Origin of the sequence: Alteromonas sp. DY56-G5 (assembly GCF_041414725.1) — a bacterium.
GTDB lineage: Bacteria > Pseudomonadota > Gammaproteobacteria > Enterobacterales > Alteromonadaceae > Alteromonas > Alteromonas macleodii.
In genome coordinates, this window is record NZ_JANHZQ010000045.1 from 15,465 (window position 1) to 33,290 (window position 17,826).

Below are 17,826 nucleotides of genomic sequence, written 5' to 3' on the forward strand. Positions count from 1 at the left end.
TAAATAGCCGCATCGCCGCCACTCATCTTTCGCAGTCCTTAGTATGGTTTGCTAAAAATACATTGCATAAACATATGTTCATGTATTATATTTTACGTACAGTCAACCACCTAATTTCTGCGCGAGGCCCTGATGTCCCAATCGCACGATGAACATGGTCACGACCATGACCACACTCCAAAAGTGACCGGCGCTAACGAACGCAAGGTCTTGCTGTCCTTCTTCCTGATCTTCGGCTTCATGATCGTGGAGGCTGTCGGCGGCGTGCTGTCGGGCTCGCTGGCCCTTCTGGCCGATGCGGGCCACATGCTGACCGATGCAGCAGCGCTGGCTCTGGCATACGCGGCATTCCGGTTCGGGCGCCGACCAGCTGACAGCAAGCGCACCTTTGGCTACCTTCGGTTCGAGGTCATCGCCGGCTTCCTGAACGCTGTGACGCTCTTTGTGATCGTGGCATGGATCGCCTATGAAGCATGGGAGCGACTGCAAGCTCCGCCCGCCATCCTTGCCGGCCCGATGATGATCGTCGCCGTGCTTGGATTGTTGGTAAACGTTCTGGTGTTGTGGATCATGACCCGCGGAGAGACCGATCACGTCAACGTGAAGGGGGCCATCCTGCACGTGATGGGCGACCTGCTGGGCTCGGTCGGTGCCATCGTCGCTGCAGTGGTCATCTATCTCATTGGTTGGACGCCAATTGACCCCATCCTGTCGGTGCTGGTGGCAGCCCTGATCCTGCGCAGCGCCTGGAAGCTCCTGGCGAAATCGATCCACATTTTGCTCGAAGGTGCGCCCGAGGACGCTTCTCCGGAGCAGGTGGAACAAGGCCTGATGGGCGCGGTGCCTGGCTTGGCGGCCGTCAGTCATGTGCATGTATGGCAGCTTACCTCTGGTCGCACGATGGCCACGCTGCACGTTCGCCCTAGTGTGGCTGAGGAAGCGCGCACCGTGGTCAAGTGCGTAGAGGTGGTGCTTCGAGAGCAATTTGGCATCGAGCACGTGACGGTCGGGATCGAATGGAACTCTCCTGGTGAAAAGAACCTTTGCAGCTTGCAGCCGACAGGTGGGCCGCAAGGGCACACCCCACATGAGCATGACACTAGCCACAGCCATGAAAAGGGTCATAAGCACGACCATTCCGTCCCGGGTCATCAACACTGATGCTGCAGCCAGCGTAGTGCTGGCAGCTCAGGGACAAGAAATCCATGACTTCTCGAAAACACGCCAATGGCGACAATGCTCAGAATTGCGCCACCAATGCTCAGCGTTCGGCCCCAGAGCTCTTGGCGCTCTCTCATAGTGACGTCGCTGTTCTCGCTGAGACTTTTCTCCTGTTAGGAGATCAATCGCGCCTGAAGATCCTGCTACAGTGCATGCGCGGATCAGTCGCGGTGGGCGACATCGCAGAAACGCTCGATCTATCCCAATTCTTGGTCAGTCATCATCTGCGGCTCCTGCGTGGAGCTCGACTTGTGCGTGGATAACGTCAGGCGAAACATATCTTCTACGGCATCGCGGATGAGCACATCAGTCAAGTGTTTCAGGACATGGTCTGTCACTTCTCTGAGGAATGATTGCGAATTGCGTCGAACGCAAAGATGCCTACTTTTTGCTGGGCATTTTCGCGATTGCGCAAGAGAGGTGCCAGCCCGTCAGCAACTGTAATGCGCCATCCCAGTCCTGAGTAAGCGCGACTTCGCCCATGCGTGATGTTTGGGTGACGGTTGTATGAATCTGACCGCACTCAATCCCCTGGGCCTCATCAGCCGACGCCAGCTTTCACTCCCCCCCATCGTGAGCGTAGAAATTAACCATGCTAACTTCATGAATTAAATAATTGAACATATCTTCATATGTGTGCTAAAATTCAATCTGCATTTTGAAAATGTGTCGAAACTGTAAGCACGTGCGCCGCACGCCGCACGCCACAACCACAGACGATCGTAAACAGAAGGACAACAGCCTTCTTTTTTAATGATTAACACATGGATGTATGTTCATGTGTTTGTTATATTTAAGCAGTATGTGCGGCGTGCGGCGAACCTAACTTGCAAAGTGTTCAGAGAACTTGGAGGTAGATATGACAAGGGAAATAACGGAGTACCAGGACAAGGCTAGGGAGCAGCTGAGCTTCCGTGTGGAGGGCATGGATTGCGCGAGCTGCGTCGGCAAAATCGAGAAGGCCCTTTCCCGAATGGATGGGCTGACGGACGTGCAAGTCAATTTTTCTAGTGAAACGCTGACGTTGACTCGCAATCTGAAAAGCCGCTTCACTGCTCGCGATGTAGCTAAGAAAATCAAAACTTTGGGGTTCGGTGTGGAAGAACTGCCAGTGTCGTCGCTCTCGATTGCGGCCGTATCGCGCCAATCGGTCCATGCACATGACCACAGCGAAGATCACAAGGATGGTCACGCTTGCGGCGGTGATCATGGGCACGGCCACACGCAAAAGACAAACGGCGGGCATGAACACGGCTCCTGCAGTGGACATGATCACACCTCACACGCTCGCCGCGAGCCCCCTGGTAACCCACCCAACGTTTCGATGCACGTGGAAGGCATGGACTGCGCGAGCTGCGTTGGCAAGATTGAAACGGCTCTTGCTCGCATGGCGGGCGTATCAGATGCCCGCATCAACTTCACGGCAGAAACGCTTGAGCTGACGCTCGCGTCTGGAAGTCCTACACATATTGGCGACATCGAGAAGACCATCAAAAGCCTGGGTTTCGGCGTCTCCGACGTGCGCCGCCTTGATGGATCCTCGCCTGCCGCGCCTGCCCGCGTGCCCTCAGCTATCACTCAACGCTGGTGGCAGACGAAGAAGGGTAAGCATGTGCAGGGCCTAGCAGCTCTCATGGGCTCGGCCTATGCAGTTGCTCAATTTATCCCCGGCTATGCCGAATGGATCTTCGCCGCTGCCGTGATCGCTGGCGTACTCCCGTTCGCGCGCAAAGCCTTCGCGCTGGCCATATCTGGCTCCCCGTTCTCCATCGAAACACTGATGGTTGTCGCCTCGCTGGGCGCGCTCGTGATTGGCGAGGCCGAGGAGGCCGCTGCTGTGGTGTTCCTGTTCGCGGTCGGCGAGCTGCTTGAAAGTGTGGCCGCTGGCCGCGCCCGCGCCGGCATTAAAGCGCTGGCTTCTCTGGTGCCTAAAACTGCTGTCTTGCTCGACGCCAATGGTGGGCAGCGCGAAGTGCCCGCTGCCTCCCTGAGCGTGAACGACCGGGTTTTGGTGCGCCCGGGTGATCGAGTGCCCGCTGACGGCAAGATCTTCCGCGGCGAAAGCAGTCTCGATGAATCTCCGATCACAGGGGAGTCCGTGCCGCGTCAAAAGGCCGGTGGCGATGACGTATTTGCCGGCTCGATCAACGTCGACGGTGTGCTTGAAGTTCTGGTTGAGAAGGCTGCATCGGACAACACCATCTCGCGCATCATCCAGCTCGTCGAGCAAGCTCAATCCTCCAAGGCGCCGACGGCACGCTTCATCGAAAAGTTCAGCCGTTACTACACCCCGGCCGTGATGGCCATCGCGGCGCTGATCGTCGTGGTTCCCCCGCTTACCATGGGTGGTGATTGGGGCACTTGGCTGTACCGTGGTCTTGCTTTGCTGCTAATCGCGTGCCCGTGCGCCTTGGTTTTGTCAACGCCGGCGGCCATTGCCTCGGGACTGGCTGTTGCTACTCGCCGAGGTTTGCTGATTAAAGGTGGCAACGCCTTGGAAACCATTGGTCGCGTTCGCACAGTCGCCTTCGATAAGACTGGCACGCTGACAGAGGGCAAGCCGCGCATCACTGAAGTCGTGCCTTTCGGGCAATCCAAGCAGCAACAGGTACTGGCGCTCGCCGCCGCCGTCGAGTCTGGATCGAATCACCCGTTGGCGAAGGCAATCGTTGCCCACGCCAAGAGCCTCGATGTGGAGGTTCCACAAGCCACCGAAGCATTCGCTATCCCGGGCAAGGCAGTTCGCGCTACCGTGAACGGCAGCAAGCTAGCCGTGGGATCGCCCGTCCATGCAGGGCAGATGGCCACGCTGACCCTCGCGCACCAGCAGGAAATCGCCAAGCTGGAAGATGGTGGCAAGACGGTGGTGGTTCTGTTCGACGAAGCAAGCAAGAATGTCATGGGCCTGTTGGCCTTGCGTGACGAACCTCGCCGTGACGCCCGCGAAGGCGTGGCCCAGCTCAAGGCGATGGGTGTGCGCTCGGTCATGCTCACCGGTGACAATCGGAGAACTGCGCAGGCCATCGCCGGCAAGCTGGATATCGAGTGGGAGAGTGAGTTGCTTCCGCAAGACAAGTTGCGCCTGGTCAACGACTTGAAGCGCGACGCGAAGGTGGCGATGGTCGGCGACGGCATCAACGACGCGCCGGCCTTGGCGACCGCCGATGTAGGGATCGCCATGGGCGGCGGCACCGACGTGGCCCTAGAGACCGCAGACGCTGCTCTGCTCAAGAGCCGCGTCACGGACGTTGCGCACCTGGTGGCGCTGTCCCGCGCGACGATGGCCAACATCCACCAGAACGTAGTGTTCGCCATTGGCCTCAAGGGCCTGTTCCTAGTCACCAGTGTGCTGGGTATCACTGGCCTTTGGGTTGCTGTGCTGGCCGACACCGGTGCCACCGCTTTGGTCACGCTCAATGCGCTGCGCCTACTCCGCTTTAAGGGTGCCCAAGAGCCAGCCGATGGCCAGAACGGAGGTCATCAGCCTCTGTAGCCTTGGGTTACAGCGAACAATTGGTATTTATTTTAGGGTGAAACATCATGAAACAGATCGCTATTGGGCTCGCGCTTGTCAATTCCGCTCAGGCCGAAAACAGCTTGCCTGAAATTGAAGTCGTCAATACCGACAACCAACGCTGGCATTTCCGCCAGGTGACCGTGAACCATACCGCCGCGGAGCTGACCGTCTTCGGACGGATGGATGCTCACCTGCGCTACGGCCTTCCCCGAGGCCATGTAGACATCGCAGCCTGGTCTGCTGATAACGAATTGATTGCGGAAACAACCACTGATTACTCACCGCGCCTTCTCACCAGACGCGCATCACGCAAGGGCGGCGTGCGTTTTTCTGCAAAGCTCCCCGCCTTGCCTGGTGATACCGTAATAAAGGTCGCCTTTCACCGGGATGAACCCCAACAACGGCAAAATCCGGTGCACGACCAAACCGTCGCACGCTGAATTTCAGGAGCATCAATATGAGACGATTTGACTGGCCCAGACGGGCCTTGCTGGGCGCGTGCGTGCTTTTTCTGCCCATGTTTGCTTACGCAGAGACATCGAGTTGGAGCGCCTGGCTCGCCTCCCAGATACAACAACACCCCGAGGTGCTTGCCGCCCGCGAGCAATTGCTGGGCTCCAACGCCAGCGCCGATGCGCTGGAGCAGCCGCTTTACAACCCGGAGCTGTCCACCGATTTGGAGCGTAATGGAGAGGAAGACAACTACCGGGTCGGCGTTCAGCAGACCATCGACTGGTGGGACAGACGGGGTGCAAGACGGCAGCAGGCGGGCTTTATGCGAAGCGCCGCCGAAGCGCTGTACCAGCAACAAGTGTTGGACAAAACCGCCGAGGCGCTTGCCGCACTGGTGGAGTGGCATGCCGCCAACCGCGCCGCCGCCATTGCCCAAGCGCAACAGCAGCAACTTAACGCCTTGCTCGAACAGGTGGATAAGCGCCAGCAGGCAGGTGATCTGGGCAGCATCGATGCCGAACTCACCTTTCTGTCCCTGTCACAGCAGCTGGCTCAGGTTGCCGAGGCCGAAGCCGCGATACAGAAAGCCGAAATCCGGGTTCGCGAGCTGCTGCCCGCATGGGCGCCCACGCGAGGCGGCATTCCTGATGATTTCTGGCCCTCCCAGCCAGACTTGACCTCGGATCAGGAGTTACTGCAACACCCGGCCGTAGCCAGCGCCCACGCCCGCTGGCAGTCGCTGAAGGAGGAAGCTGAAGTGACACGGCGTACCGCCAAGGCGGAGCCCACCTTTGGCGTCTATTCCGGTCGTGATGGTGGAGAGAGCGTTGTCGGGCTGACCTTCTCCATCCCGTTGAATGTCCGCAACAACTTCAGTGCAGAAACTCGCGCCACCGAACGCATAGCGCTGGAGGCCGAGGCTCGTTTTCAGGCTATCTACCGCAAGCAGCGCTTTGACTGGCAGGCTGCACAGGCCACCTGGCAGCGCTTTGAACAGCAATATCGCCGCTGGCAAGAGGTTGTTCAGGGTCGGGTCGAGAACAGCGCCGAACTGCTGAAACGGCAATGGCGCACGGGTGATCTGTCCACCACTAATTATCTGCTGGCCTTGAATCAACGCACCGAAAGCCTGCTGGCAGGCATTGAGCTGGAAAAGCAGACACGGCTTGCGCTCACCGAAGCACTTCAGCAATCGGGCCACCTGATCAACGCAATAAAGTCATCGACCGCGTCAACGAATTAAACAGGAATGATAAACATGAATAAAACACTGGTAGCCATCTTGGTGGCGGGTCTTGCGACCGCAACCGCCAGCCACGCCAAAGAATCTGAGTCTGAGCATGCACGTGAGCATGGGCAGGAAAAAGCGATAACGGCGGCACCCCATAGCGAACAGGATAATCATGACGATCATCGTGAGGAAAACCATGAAGAGCATGATGACCATAAGCCTGACACCGAGCACGGCCACGCGGAACACGGCGAGGACGTCAATAGTGATCACAAGGATGCGCACGATGATCATGGCGACGAAAATCATGATGAACACAGCGCCCACGACGAGCACAACTCCGGCTCAGAACACGGACATGAAGAGCATAGCGAGGGCGGTGACCACGGTGATCATGGTGGGCATGGAGGTCACCAAGAAGCTGCTTCTGCGTCACTGAACCCGGCGCAAATGACCCTGGCCGATATTCAGATCAACCCACTGACTCCCAGAAAGGTCGATTATCAGCTTTACGCACCGGGGGAGATCCTTTCCAACGGTTACACCAGTTACCGAGTATCGCCCCGGGTGCCTTCCGTGGTGCTGCGCCGCCATGTCGCCCTGGGCGATCACGTCGAACAGGGTCAGCCGCTGGTTACTCTGTTCAGTGAAGCCGTGGCGCAGGCACAAGCCAATTACCGCACGGCCTGGCCTGAATGGCAAAGAGTAGAGGAACTTGGGCGCAAAACCGTGGGTGAACAGCGTTACATCACGGCCAAAACCAGCCTGGAGGCAGCCCGGGCGACGCTGCTGGCCTACGGCCTTTCCGCCTCGGACTTGCAAGCGTTGGTCGCTTCTCAGCAATCTGTTGCATTAGGGGAGTATACCCTGCATGCCGAGATTGACGGCGCGGTGCTTAGAGATGATTTCGAGCAGGGGCAGCGCATCGAGGCGGGCGCGCCCTTGATTGCGTTGGCCGATGAAAAGCAACTCTGGGTGGAGGCCCACCTGCCCGCCGATCTCTCCCTGACGCTGGGCGCGGGAACAAGAGCGGAAGTGGTGGCTGGGGATGTCCGTGTAAACGCCAAGGTCACTCAGGAGGCGCACACCATTGACCCCATCACCCGTACCCGTACCGTGCGCCTGTTGGTCAATAACCCGGAACACCGCCTGCACCCCGGCCAGTTCGCCGAGGTGTATTTCCGATTCCAGACTAAAAGACCCGTGCTGGCGGTACCCGAAACCGCACTGATGCGCGGCGCAGACGGAGATTGGACGGTATTCGTGGAAGACCATCCTGGCGAATTCCAGCCAGTGGAGGTGAAGCTGGGTCGAGCGCTCGGGCCGCTACGTGAAATTAGCGGTGTCGGTCCGGGGGCTCGCATCGTCACTCAGGGCGCTTTCTTTGTTGCCTCTCAGATCGCCAAGGGCGGCTTTGACCCCCATAACCACTAAGCAGTAGGAGACCCCATGTTTAACCGAATTATCGATTGGGCGGTCATCAACCGATTGCTGGTGGTGATAGCCCTGATCACACTAACGGTCAGTGCCGTTTTTATTATTCCAAAACTGAATCTGGATGCTTTTCCGGATGTGACCAACGTGCAGGTATCTGTCAATACCGAAGCACCGGGGCTGGCTGCCGAAGAGGTGGAACAGCTTATTACCTATCCCATCGAAGCCGTGATGTACGCCTTACCGGATGTGGAAGAGGTGCGCTCCATTTCCAAAACCGGCCTGTCCGGCGTCACCGTAGTCTTTAAAGAAGGCACCGATATCTATTTTGCCCGGCAACTGGTATTTGAGCGGCTTCAGGCTGCCAAGGAGCTGATCCCCGATGGCGTCGGCACGCCGGAAATGGGCCCGAATACTTCCGGTCTGGGTCAGGTCTATCAGTATCTTCTCGTGGCCGAACCCGATGCCGGTTTCGATGCCATGGCATTGCGCAGTTTGAACGACTGGGTGGTGAAGCTGCTATTGATTCCGGCCGAGGGTGTGACCGATGTGCTATCGTTCGGCGGTGAGGTGCGTCAGTACCAGGTAAACCTGAACCCGTCCCGACTGTTGGCCTACGAGCTGACCCAGGACGACGTCATGATGGCACTGGAGCGCAACAACACCAACGTCGGCGGTTGGTATATGAACCGGGGCCAGGAGCAACTGGTGATCCGGGGTACGGGTTGGCTGGATCATGGTGAGAAGGGCTTGGAACAGATCCGTCAGGTGCCACTGAAAACCGTGGACGGTACTACGATCACCGTGTCCGACGTGGCGCAAGTGGCCCTGGGCAGTGAGATCCGTCAGGGCGCGGTGACCATGACGCGCAAGAACGCCGACGACAAGGTGGAGAATCTCGGCGAGGTGGTGTCCGGCATCGTGCTCAAGCGCATGGGGGCCAACACCAAGGCCACCATTGATGGAGTCAATGCACGCATTGAGCGTATTAACCAGGCATTACCGGAAGGTGTTCGCTTCGAGGCATTTTACGATCAGGCGGATTTGATCACCCAGGCCGTACAGACCGTGGTCAATGCCCTGCTGCTGGCGTTTATTTTCATCGTCGTGATCCTTGCGCTATTCCTGATGAACCTGCGCGCCACCTTTCTGGTGTTGATGTCCATCCCGATATCTATTGGAATCGCTTTAATGGTGATGGCTTGGTTCGGATTGTCGGCCAATCTGATGTCGCTGGGGGGGATTGCGGTCGCCATTGGCATGTTGGTGGATGGCTCCGTAGTAATGGTGGAGAACATGTTTAAACATCTGACGCACCCGGATGCTGAACATGATACCCAGAGACAATCGCGGGTGGATTCCGATGACGTGGACCCTGTTGATGCGGCCCACGACCGTCATGGTATTGCCTTGCGCCTGCAGGAAGCCGGTAAGGAAGTCGCTCGCCCCATCTTTTTTGCCACGGCCATTATTCTGGTTGTCTTCATGCCACTGTTCAGCTTTGAAGGTGTCGAAGCCAAACTGTTTCAACCCATGGCCATCAGTATCATGCTCGCCATGCTCTCGGCGGTGTTGGTGGCCCTGATCATCGTGCCTGCACTAGCAACCTATCTCTTTCGCAGGAGGGTTCGCCAACGCGAGAGCTTTGTATTGAAGCCGCTCGATCTGCTCTATCGTAAAGGTTTAGCCTGGGCGATGGGACACAGCAAAGTGGTGGTGGGTATCGCTGCCATTATGGTGGTAGCGGCCGCGTTGGTTCTGCCCCGCTTGGGTACCGAATTCGTGCCTGAACTGGAGGAGGGTACCATTAATCTGCGCGTCACCCTGGCGCCTTCTTCCAGTCTGGATACCGCGCTGGAAGTGGCCCCCAAACTGGAGGCCAAGTTGATGGAGTTCCCAGAGGTAACCTATGCACTGTCGCGCATTGGCCGGGCTGAAATCGGCGGCGATCCTGAGCCGGTGAATAACATCGAGATCTATATTGGCCTTAAACCGGTGCCGGAATGGACCAGTGCAGACAACCGATATGAACTCCAGTCATTGATGGAACAGAAACTGGAGCAACACCCGGGCTTACTGTTCAACTTCTCGCAACCCATCGCAACCCGTGTGGACGAGTTGCTCTCAGGTGTCAAAGCGCAGCTGGCCATCAAGTTGTTTGGTCCCGATCTTGCCGTGCTGGCCGAAAAGGGCCAGGCCATTGAGGCCGCAGTGAAAGAAATCGAAGGGGCGCGCGATGTGGCCATGGAGCAGATCGCCGGTGAATCTCAACTGGTGGTGAAGCCGAACCGCAGAGCTTTGTCCCGTTACGGTCTGGCCGTGGGCGACGTGATGGAGCTGGTACGCGAAGGGCTGGGAGGTGCCAGTGCCGGCCAGATCATCAATGGCAACGAGCGTTACGACATCTACGTGCGGCTCGCCGAGCGGTTTCGCGAAGACCGTGAAACCATTGCCGACCTGCGCTTACAGGCCCCGTCAGGTGCCTGGGTACGCCTAGGGGATGTGGCGGAAGTCAGTATCGCATCTGGACCACCGCAGGTACGTCGTGATGACGTGCAGCGTCGGGTTGTAATTCAGGCCAATGTTCAGGGACGGGACATGGGCAGCGTGGTTGCCGATATTCGTCAGGCGATTGTGGAGCAAGTGGACCTGCCCACCGGCTATTCCGTCGATATCGGTGGCCAGTTTGAAAACCAGCAGAGAGCGCAAAAGCGTTTAGCACTGGTGGTGCCGGTTTCGCTGGGATTAATTGCCTTGTTGCTTTATTTTGCCTTTGCCTCGGTTGGCCAGGCCATGCTGATTCTGGTGAATGTCCCGCTGGCGGTGATTGGTGGCGTGTTTTCACTCTGGATTTCCGGCCAGTATCTGTCGGTACCCAGCTCAGTGGGCTTCATCACCCTGTTCGGGGTCGCTGTACTGAATGGCGTTGTCATGGTGGAAAGCATCAATCAACGGATTGCGGACGGCCTTAAAGTATCGGATGCGGTGTTTGATGGAGCGGTTTCAAGGCTAAGGCCCGTGTTGATGACTGCTATTACCTCGGCACTGGGCCTGATCCCCATGCTGCTGTCGAATGGTGTCGGCGCAGAAATCCAAAAGCCTCTGGCGAGTGTGATCGTGGGCGGGTTGGTAACCGCTACGTTCTTGACGCTGTTTGTATTGCCGGTGCTGTTTGCCTGGTTTTCAAAAGGCAAGTTAAGCGACATGGCATAAACGTTGTGCCTGCCCTTATCGTTACGGTCAGGGCAGGTACATTTATTGTGTAAGGGTTGCTCATGCATCAACACGATCATTCACACCACAAAGATGAAAGTGCAAGCCGCATAGCAATGGCGTTCTTTCTTAACGTGGGCTTTACCATCATCGAATTCATCGGCGGCTGGCTCACCAACAGCACGGCTATCATGGCCGATGCGGTGCACGATCTGGGCGACAGTCTGTCCATTGGCAGCGCCTGGTTCCTGAACCGGCTGGGACGTAAATCCGCCGACACCGAATTCACCTATGGCTACCGGCGGTTGTCCCTGTTCGGCGCCCTGATCAACGGCCTGGTATTGATTGCCGGATCGCTGTGGGTATTAGGCGAAGCAATTCCCCGACTGGCCAATCCAGTGATGCCCGTCACCGAGGGCATGTTAGCGCTGGCGATTCTGGGCGTCACCGTCAACGGTATTGCTGCTTATCGCCTTAGCAAGGGAAATACGCTGAACGAAAAGGTATTGAACTGGCATTTATTGGAAGATGTGCTGGGGTGGGTGGCAGTGCTGATTATTTCAATCGTTTTGCAGTTTGCCGACTGGCCTATTCTCGACCCATTGTTATCGGTGGGGTTTACTCTCTTTATTCTGTTTAATGTGTGTCGGAATCTTTGGGTAACCTGCAAGCTTTTCTTTCAGGCTGTTCCAGATAAGGCGCTTCACGAGGAGATCCGGCGAACACTAATTGGCATTGATGGCATCAGCGGAATTCATCACCAGCACCTCTGGTCCCTGGATGGTGAACAGCATGTACTGACGGCCCATATCGTAGTGGATCACGAGGGAGTTTTTGGTCCTGACGAATACTGCGCCATCAAACAATCCATTGCTATGGCGCTCGAACAATACCCGCTGGCTCACACCACAATTGAAATCGAGCTGACCGAAGAAGCTTGCCGGGATCAACCCGTGCCCAGCCAAACGGATCAGCACTAACAAGAGAACTTCGTATGTCCATACTTTCCACGCTCGGTTTGTTCATCATCACCGCTATTGCGGAAATAGTTGGCTGTTATCTTCCATACCTCTGGCTGAAGAAGTCGGCATCCGCATGGGTTTTGCTGCCGGCAGCGTTCAGCCTAGCGCTGTTTGCCTGGCTACTGTCTCTTCATCCAACCGCAGCGGGCCGGGTTTATGCGGCCTATGGCGGCGTCTATGTTTCGGTGGCCATACTGTGGTTGTGGGGTGTGGATGGGATTCGCCCGCATCTGTGGGATTTTGTAGGCGTGGCCATCACCTTGTTAGGGATGGGCATTATCATGTTTGCGCCGAGATGATTTCGATCCTGCGGATTTACTTTCCCTTTTTTAGGGATTCAGCGTTCAGCAACAAGCTCATTTTTTCCATCAGAATGATTGATGCGTTATTATTGAACTGCTGTCCTTCCTCAATGTACTCCCAAACGGTAGCATCACTTTTCCAGCCTCCTTGCTTTTTAATCAGTTCAAAGTCCACGCGCTCCCGTGCCGCCGAGGTAGAGAGGCCGCGACGAAAACTATGACTGCTTAAGTCGGGTGCAAAATCGAACTGGCAGGCCTTGCCCAAGGTTTTGAGAAGATCGTTTACCGCCCCTGGATTCAGCGCTCTTTCCTGAACATGGTCCCAGCGGTTGATGGGCCTGAAGAGGGGGCCCTCATTGATACCAGCTACTCTAATCCATGCTTCGATCGCTGTAGCCGGACAACAACTTTCAGCCCCAAAAGGTAAAGCACGAACCAACCCCGTTGATTGCTGATCGGTTTTGGAGCGAGGCAACCGAATGATCAGACCTTCCGGCTCCCAATTCACATCACTGGTTTGAATCGCAACCAGTTCGCTGCGGCGGAAAGCCCCAAAAAAGCCGGTTAATACCAGCGCAATGTCCCGGTGCTTTTTTTTGCTGTCTGGGAGTTGCCGCATGTGATTCACCATTTCGGCGATGTGCTCCAGACGCAGTGTCTTGGCTTTGCGCTTGGGCTGACCATGAGTGCGACGGATGCCTTCCATGGTTTTGCGGACCAACGGATCACTTATCGGATCAATGAGTCCTTGGTAATGGTGCCATTGGCTAATGGCGGTCAGGTGCAGATCCAGGGTCCGGGTGTTGAGCGATTCGGCTCTGCCCAGCAGGTACCGGACGACAGTATCCCGGTCTGTGGGCAGGCGACCACCCCATTTTTCAAATTGCCGAATGGCCGAACGGTAGGCTTTACGCGTGTTGTCGGACGTCGCTGCCTGGAGGTATTGCCGCAATGACTCGGATTCCTGGCGTTCAACCAGGGTCGAATCCTCATTACGTAATGACAAGTCGTTAGCCTGTTTTGGTGGTTTGTTGTTCATGAATAGGATTTCCTTCGATGTCACCCAAAAGGCGGCTATGTACCGGTGTTACAAGTCGAAAATTTATGGCTCAATCCATTAACCTACGATAATGAGCATTATCGTAGGTTAATATTATAAATTCAAATCGTCTTTAAAAGCTATATAATTATGTTATATTACGTGTTACGTAATACGGTATTAAATAATCTGAAAGGAAATTCCTATGGCCCGCGCCGGAGTCACATATCACGATGTCGCCAAAGCCGCCGAAGCCATCAAAGCTCAAGGCCAGGAGCCAACGGTGGATCGGGTTCGAGAACATTTGGGCACCGGCAGCAAAAGCACGATCGCGCCACTACTCAAGCGCTGGCGTTCCGATAACGGGGACGCGGCCGATACCAATGGACTCCCGAGCGACTTGGTGGAGGTCGTGAAATCTCTCCACGAACGAGTGCAGCAGATGGCCGACCACCGCATCGAGCAGGCCCGACAGGAGTTCAAAGGGCTGAATGAAGATCTCCGGAAAAAGCTCGACGACGCCAGCAACGCGATTACGCAGCTCACTGCCCGCCAGAAAGATTTAGAAATCCAGATCGGGCAACTTACCAACGAAGTAGACCAGAAAACTCAGGCTCTGGAAGATACACGCATCAACCTGACCAAGGCAGAGATGCAACGGGACGAGGCTATTGCCCGGACCGCCGATTTGAAAGAAACCGTCACGGAACTCAAGCAGGAAAACCGGGATATCCGTGACCATTTCGAGCATTACCAGCAGCGAACAGCCGAAGATCGTCAACAGGAGCGCGAACAATTTCGTTCGGTTAACCAGGGATTGAAAGACCAGATCCTGGATCTGCAACACCGGCTCACCCAGGCCGAGTCAAGATCGTCCGAGCTGTTGGATGCCAATGCGCAGTTAGAAAACAATGCCGATAAACTTGAACAGGCCAATGCAACGCTAAACAGGGACCTAAACGGAAAGGTAGATGATATCCAGAAGCTGAAACGCGACCTTGAAGACGCCATGACGAAGAACCGGAAAAACCAGCATAAAAATGAGCAATTGGCAGAAAAAATATCTGCTCTCACTGTTCAGAAAGCAGAAGTCGATAAGGAAGTGGCCGTGTTATCACAGGCTTTGGAGGCCACCAAAACCGAATTGAAAACCACACAGGATAAAGTGACGTATATGACCGACGAGAACAAAGCAATTCTTCAGGAAAAGGCGGTGATCCAGGGGCAATTTAAACAGCTCCAAGGTTCGCTATAATTATGGTCAAACTTGTCAAATTTGGAGGTTCTTCCACAAGGAAAATGGCAGGTTAGCGCTTTTGTACGAAAACCTACACTTGCAAGGACTCAAGAGGACTGAAACCGCAGGATCTGATTCTGACCAATAAACGACCATCTGGCTGTTTAATGAAGTAATCGTTGCCGACCCTCATGTAGCGCGCCATTCTATTTTTCTGTATGCACAAAAAAACGGCGCTGATGAGCTCAGTGCCGTTTCTCTTTTTTAACTTAGTGCATGTATTAGAATGCGTATTTTGCTGAAACTTGGAAGCGGTTCATGTCGCCTTCAAGGCCGGCTTCAATTTCACGCTTTGCGAAAGCGTATTCAGCGCCAACGGTTAGCGCTTTAGTTGGCGAGTACAAGTAGTTTACACGTGTGCTATAAGTGCTTTCAGTGGTGGCTAAACCTGTTAATGATACGTCATTGTCTGCTTCAAACGCCGAGAACATGATGCTACTGCGCGCTTTTTCGCTCCACTTGTGACGATACGCAATGCCGTAACCTGTTGAGTCTATGGCTTCAAGGTCGCCGCTTTCGGTAAGTACTGCACCATTAACTGCGTTTAGTGCAGAGTATCTGCCTAAACCTTTACCCGTGTTGAACGTGAAGCGAATGTCATCGCCATTAGACAAATTGTATTTACCAGTTACCGATACTCCGAAGCTGGTTTCGTCAGCGTCAATGCCAGCTGCATTGTCGTAAGACAACTGTCTTAGTAAGCCCGCAACTTTAACATAACCCCAGTCATACTTTGACGTATAGGCAGCTACAAAGTCTGGAACGCTGTTGTCATCACTTGTGATTCGGCCGCCGCCACCAAAAGGCGTAATGGTTGATTCTGGGTTTTCAAGGGCAAGCTGAAGGCCGCCGTTGGTATATCTCACCATAACTTGACGACCAAAGGTAATGCCGTCAGTCGTACCAACAAAGTCTAAAGATTCAGGTAAAGAACCTACGTCCATGAAAGTTGTCATTGTTTGACCTACCAACCAATTTTTGTAGGTCAGGTATGCGTGACGAACACGAGGAACGTAAGAGTTACTGATGCGCTCATCGCCGCCATCGGTCACTAAAAAGTCGAGCTCGAAAACACCGTTAATGGTATCGCCTTCAGCGGTTGGTGTTGAAGTAGCAAAGCGGAATCGCGATGTTCTAATGTGAGCATCAAATTGTGGATCTTCGTCAACGCCACCAACAGGTGTTAGTGAAGGAATATAGAAATCGCGACCTACGCTACCCGATGCAATGGTGCCATCTGAGTAGTCACTGACCATAGCGTCGACTTTAATGTAGCCTGTGAATTTCACACTTGTGTCGCCGATTGTTGCTGCTTGCGCTGCACCGGTAGATGCTGCTAGGCACAGCGCTACTGCTGTAGCCGTATTTTTTATTTTAGCTTTCATCGTGTCTGTTCCAAAAAAGTGGTTAAATAAATGTAAATTCAACGTTAACATTGCTGATTGTGTACTTATTATCTCAAAATTAAATAAGCCAATGGTCTGTCTCTTGATCAGATCTCATAGCGTTTTTCCGGCTTCAAAAAGGGCTTTGGCTAATCGATAGCCCTTTACTTGAGCCTGAAGATCATCCCATCCTTCCCAAATCGTGGTCCAGCTAGCCATTCCCGTGCGCTTGCTATCATTAAAGCCGCCTAATTTCGCCAGAGACTGATAGGCCCACTTCATATTTGGTGCCTCTTTGCCTTTGTGCGCCCTTGGCTTGTAGAGCGCCATCAGTACTCGCCATTCATCATCCTCAAAAACACTGCTGCTGCTTTGATTTTCCATGCCCAGGGCTGCTTCGACCTTGCCTCTTTTTCTCAGATAGACTGGCAGACTCATCACTTCCCTTAGTTGCAGTAGCCGCACACCGATAAAGCAAAGTATAGAGGCCGCTCGCTCAAGATTATCTGGCGAGGTCATCCGTAATCTTTCTACCCCCGCGCCAGTTTTCCACGCTTTATGAAAGTCCTCTATCCGCCACCGAGTGGTATAAATATCAATCACATGAAGTTGCTGCGCCAGCGTGTCAATCGGCTCACTGGTCAAGAGCATCCAAGATAAACCCGCTTCACCTTGGGGCGAATGGCATTCTTGCGCATACACCACATTAAGCGAGTGCTCTTTGCCATTATGTTTGACATTCACCGCACTGGCTTTGAGAGTGAGCTTGGCTGTTCGCGAAGGACGATTCTTGCTTTTACCACTGGCTTCCTTCATCCCTTTTTGTGGGATGGTGATGGTGTATCCGCCGGTAACGGGATGGCTGTCCATGTGCTCAAACAGCTTAGCCTCGGATTCAACAAGGTTTCTGGCATGTTTTGCTCGCACCACAAACCGTTCACTATGTGACTGTTTATCCGCTAAATAACTCATGATATCCGCTTCTCTATCACACACTGAGATCACTCTCGACATGTGAGACTGCAAGCGTTGTCGCGTAAAATAAGATGCATCGGCCCATTTACCGCTCTCTTTTTCATCGGCCTCGTTGGGATTGTCAGGTCGACACCACCAATCTTGGTGGATCAAGCCCAAGGTCCGAGAAGTATAGCTATCCAGCAGCAAGACAGAATGAACCCACCACCCACGAGACTTATCTGTAGGTTTACCTAATTTCCCTAATTCAGGCGCCACACTGTGCTTATAACTCAGGGCTGTTGTGTCTTCTAGAGCAAGTATTTCATCCACATTTTCAACCGCTTGGGTTGTGCGAGCAAAACCGGCGACTCTGATCATAGATGGGCTAACATTATCATTGCGGATCAATCGATAGGCTCCTTCGAGTTTGGCATCTTCACCATTACATGATCTGGCAACCGATTTGCCGCTGCCAACCGCCATATGTTCAGCAACGACGGTTAACCTTGCCGCTCTTCGTTTATCACCTAGCTCAGCATGATGAAAGTGATCGGCTGCCCATTGGCTCGGGTTAAAAATTGACATGGAAAATGGTGAAGTAAATGAATTTGCATGATCAGATCATCGGCAGTCAAGAGAGTTCCGTTTTTTTACTAATTATTTGTGTAGAAGAGACAGGCCAATGGTCGCATAAGACTATAGTCGTAATACTTTTCTAGTAGAACCTTAGTTGTATGCTGCTAAGACCAAAGTCT

The 17,826-nt window shown here is 54.4% G+C and carries 13 protein-coding genes and 1 pseudogene; 10 read left to right on the plus strand and 4 right to left on the minus strand.

Annotation, left to right across the window (positions count from 1 at the left end):
• The first annotated feature begins 132 nt into the window (after positions 1 to 132).
• Positions 133 to 1,161: a cation diffusion facilitator family transporter gene (locus NO989_RS17770; RefSeq protein WP_011788490.1), complete on the plus strand. Its 1,029-nt coding sequence runs from the start codon at positions 133 to 135 to the stop codon at positions 1,159 to 1,161.
• Positions 1,162 to 1,205: 44 nt separating this feature from the next.
• Positions 1,206 to 1,574, plus strand: a pseudogene (locus tag NO989_RS17775) (ArsR/SmtB family transcription factor).
• On the opposite strand, the gene NO989_RS17780 reads toward NO989_RS17775, so the two are convergent.
• A complete protein-coding gene (locus NO989_RS17780) occupies positions 1,556 to 1,744 on the minus strand; it encodes a hypothetical protein (protein ID WP_148290650.1) in 189 nt (62 codons plus the stop codon). The pseudogene NO989_RS17775 and the gene NO989_RS17780 overlap by 19 nt on opposite strands.
• A 336-nt stretch (positions 1,745 to 2,080) precedes the next feature.
• On the opposite strand from NO989_RS17780, the gene NO989_RS17785 reads away from it, so the two are divergent.
• From NO989_RS17785 to NO989_RS17815, 7 genes are all read left to right on the plus strand, one after another.
• Positions 2,081 to 4,714 (plus strand): heavy metal translocating P-type ATPase, encoded by a 2,634-nt coding sequence (locus NO989_RS17785; RefSeq protein WP_208923751.1) that lies wholly within the window; start codon positions 2,081 to 2,083, stop codon positions 4,712 to 4,714.
• Between the two features lie 47 nt (positions 4,715 to 4,761).
• Positions 4,762 to 5,178, plus strand: coding sequence for a hypothetical protein (locus tag NO989_RS17790; RefSeq protein ID WP_035458174.1), 417 nt, complete (start codon positions 4,762 to 4,764; stop codon positions 5,176 to 5,178).
• Positions 5,179 to 5,195: 17 nt separating this feature from the next.
• On the plus strand, positions 5,196 to 6,434 hold the full coding sequence (locus tag NO989_RS17795) for a TolC family protein (protein WP_020743638.1): 1,239 nt from the start codon (positions 5,196 to 5,198) through the stop codon (positions 6,432 to 6,434).
• 15 nt (positions 6,435 to 6,449) lie between these two features.
• A complete protein-coding gene (locus NO989_RS17800) occupies positions 6,450 to 7,856 on the plus strand; it encodes an efflux RND transporter periplasmic adaptor subunit (RefSeq protein WP_020743637.1) in 1,407 nt (468 codons plus the stop codon).
• Positions 7,857 to 7,871: 15 nt separating this feature from the next.
• Complete coding sequence (locus tag NO989_RS17805) at positions 7,872 to 11,069, plus strand: efflux RND transporter permease subunit (RefSeq protein ID WP_020743636.1); 3,198 nt, start codon at positions 7,872 to 7,874, stop codon at positions 11,067 to 11,069.
• Positions 11,070 to 11,131: 62 nt separating this feature from the next.
• Positions 11,132 to 12,049, plus strand: a complete 918-nt coding sequence (locus tag NO989_RS17810; RefSeq protein WP_020743635.1) for a cation diffusion facilitator family transporter — start codon at positions 11,132 to 11,134, stop codon at positions 12,047 to 12,049.
• Between the two features lie 14 nt (positions 12,050 to 12,063).
• Complete coding sequence (locus NO989_RS17815) at positions 12,064 to 12,390, plus strand: YnfA family protein (protein ID WP_020743634.1); 327 nt, start codon at positions 12,064 to 12,066, stop codon at positions 12,388 to 12,390.
• Between the two features lie 16 nt (positions 12,391 to 12,406).
• Here the strand turns inward: NO989_RS17815 and NO989_RS17820 are convergent, their stop codons facing one another.
• Positions 12,407 to 13,432: a tyrosine-type recombinase/integrase gene (locus NO989_RS17820; RefSeq protein ID WP_020743633.1), complete on the minus strand. Its 1,026-nt coding sequence runs from the start codon at positions 13,430 to 13,432 to the stop codon at positions 12,407 to 12,409.
• A gap of 205 nt (positions 13,433 to 13,637) precedes the next feature.
• On the opposite strand from NO989_RS17820, the gene NO989_RS17825 reads away from it, so the two are divergent.
• A complete protein-coding gene (locus tag NO989_RS17825) occupies positions 13,638 to 14,687 on the plus strand; it encodes a DNA-binding protein (protein WP_020743632.1) in 1,050 nt (349 codons plus the stop codon).
• 263 nt (positions 14,688 to 14,950) lie between these two features.
• On the opposite strand, the gene NO989_RS17830 is transcribed toward NO989_RS17825, so the two are convergent.
• Positions 14,951 to 16,114, minus strand: coding sequence for a DcaP family trimeric outer membrane transporter (locus NO989_RS17830; RefSeq protein ID WP_250245382.1), 1,164 nt, complete (start codon positions 16,112 to 16,114; stop codon positions 14,951 to 14,953).
• Between the two features lie 114 nt (positions 16,115 to 16,228).
• On the minus strand, positions 16,229 to 17,656 hold the full coding sequence (locus tag NO989_RS17835; RefSeq protein ID WP_186832464.1) for an IS4 family transposase: 1,428 nt from the start codon (positions 17,654 to 17,656) through the stop codon (positions 16,229 to 16,231).
• Between the last annotated feature and the right edge of the window lie 170 nt (positions 17,657 to 17,826).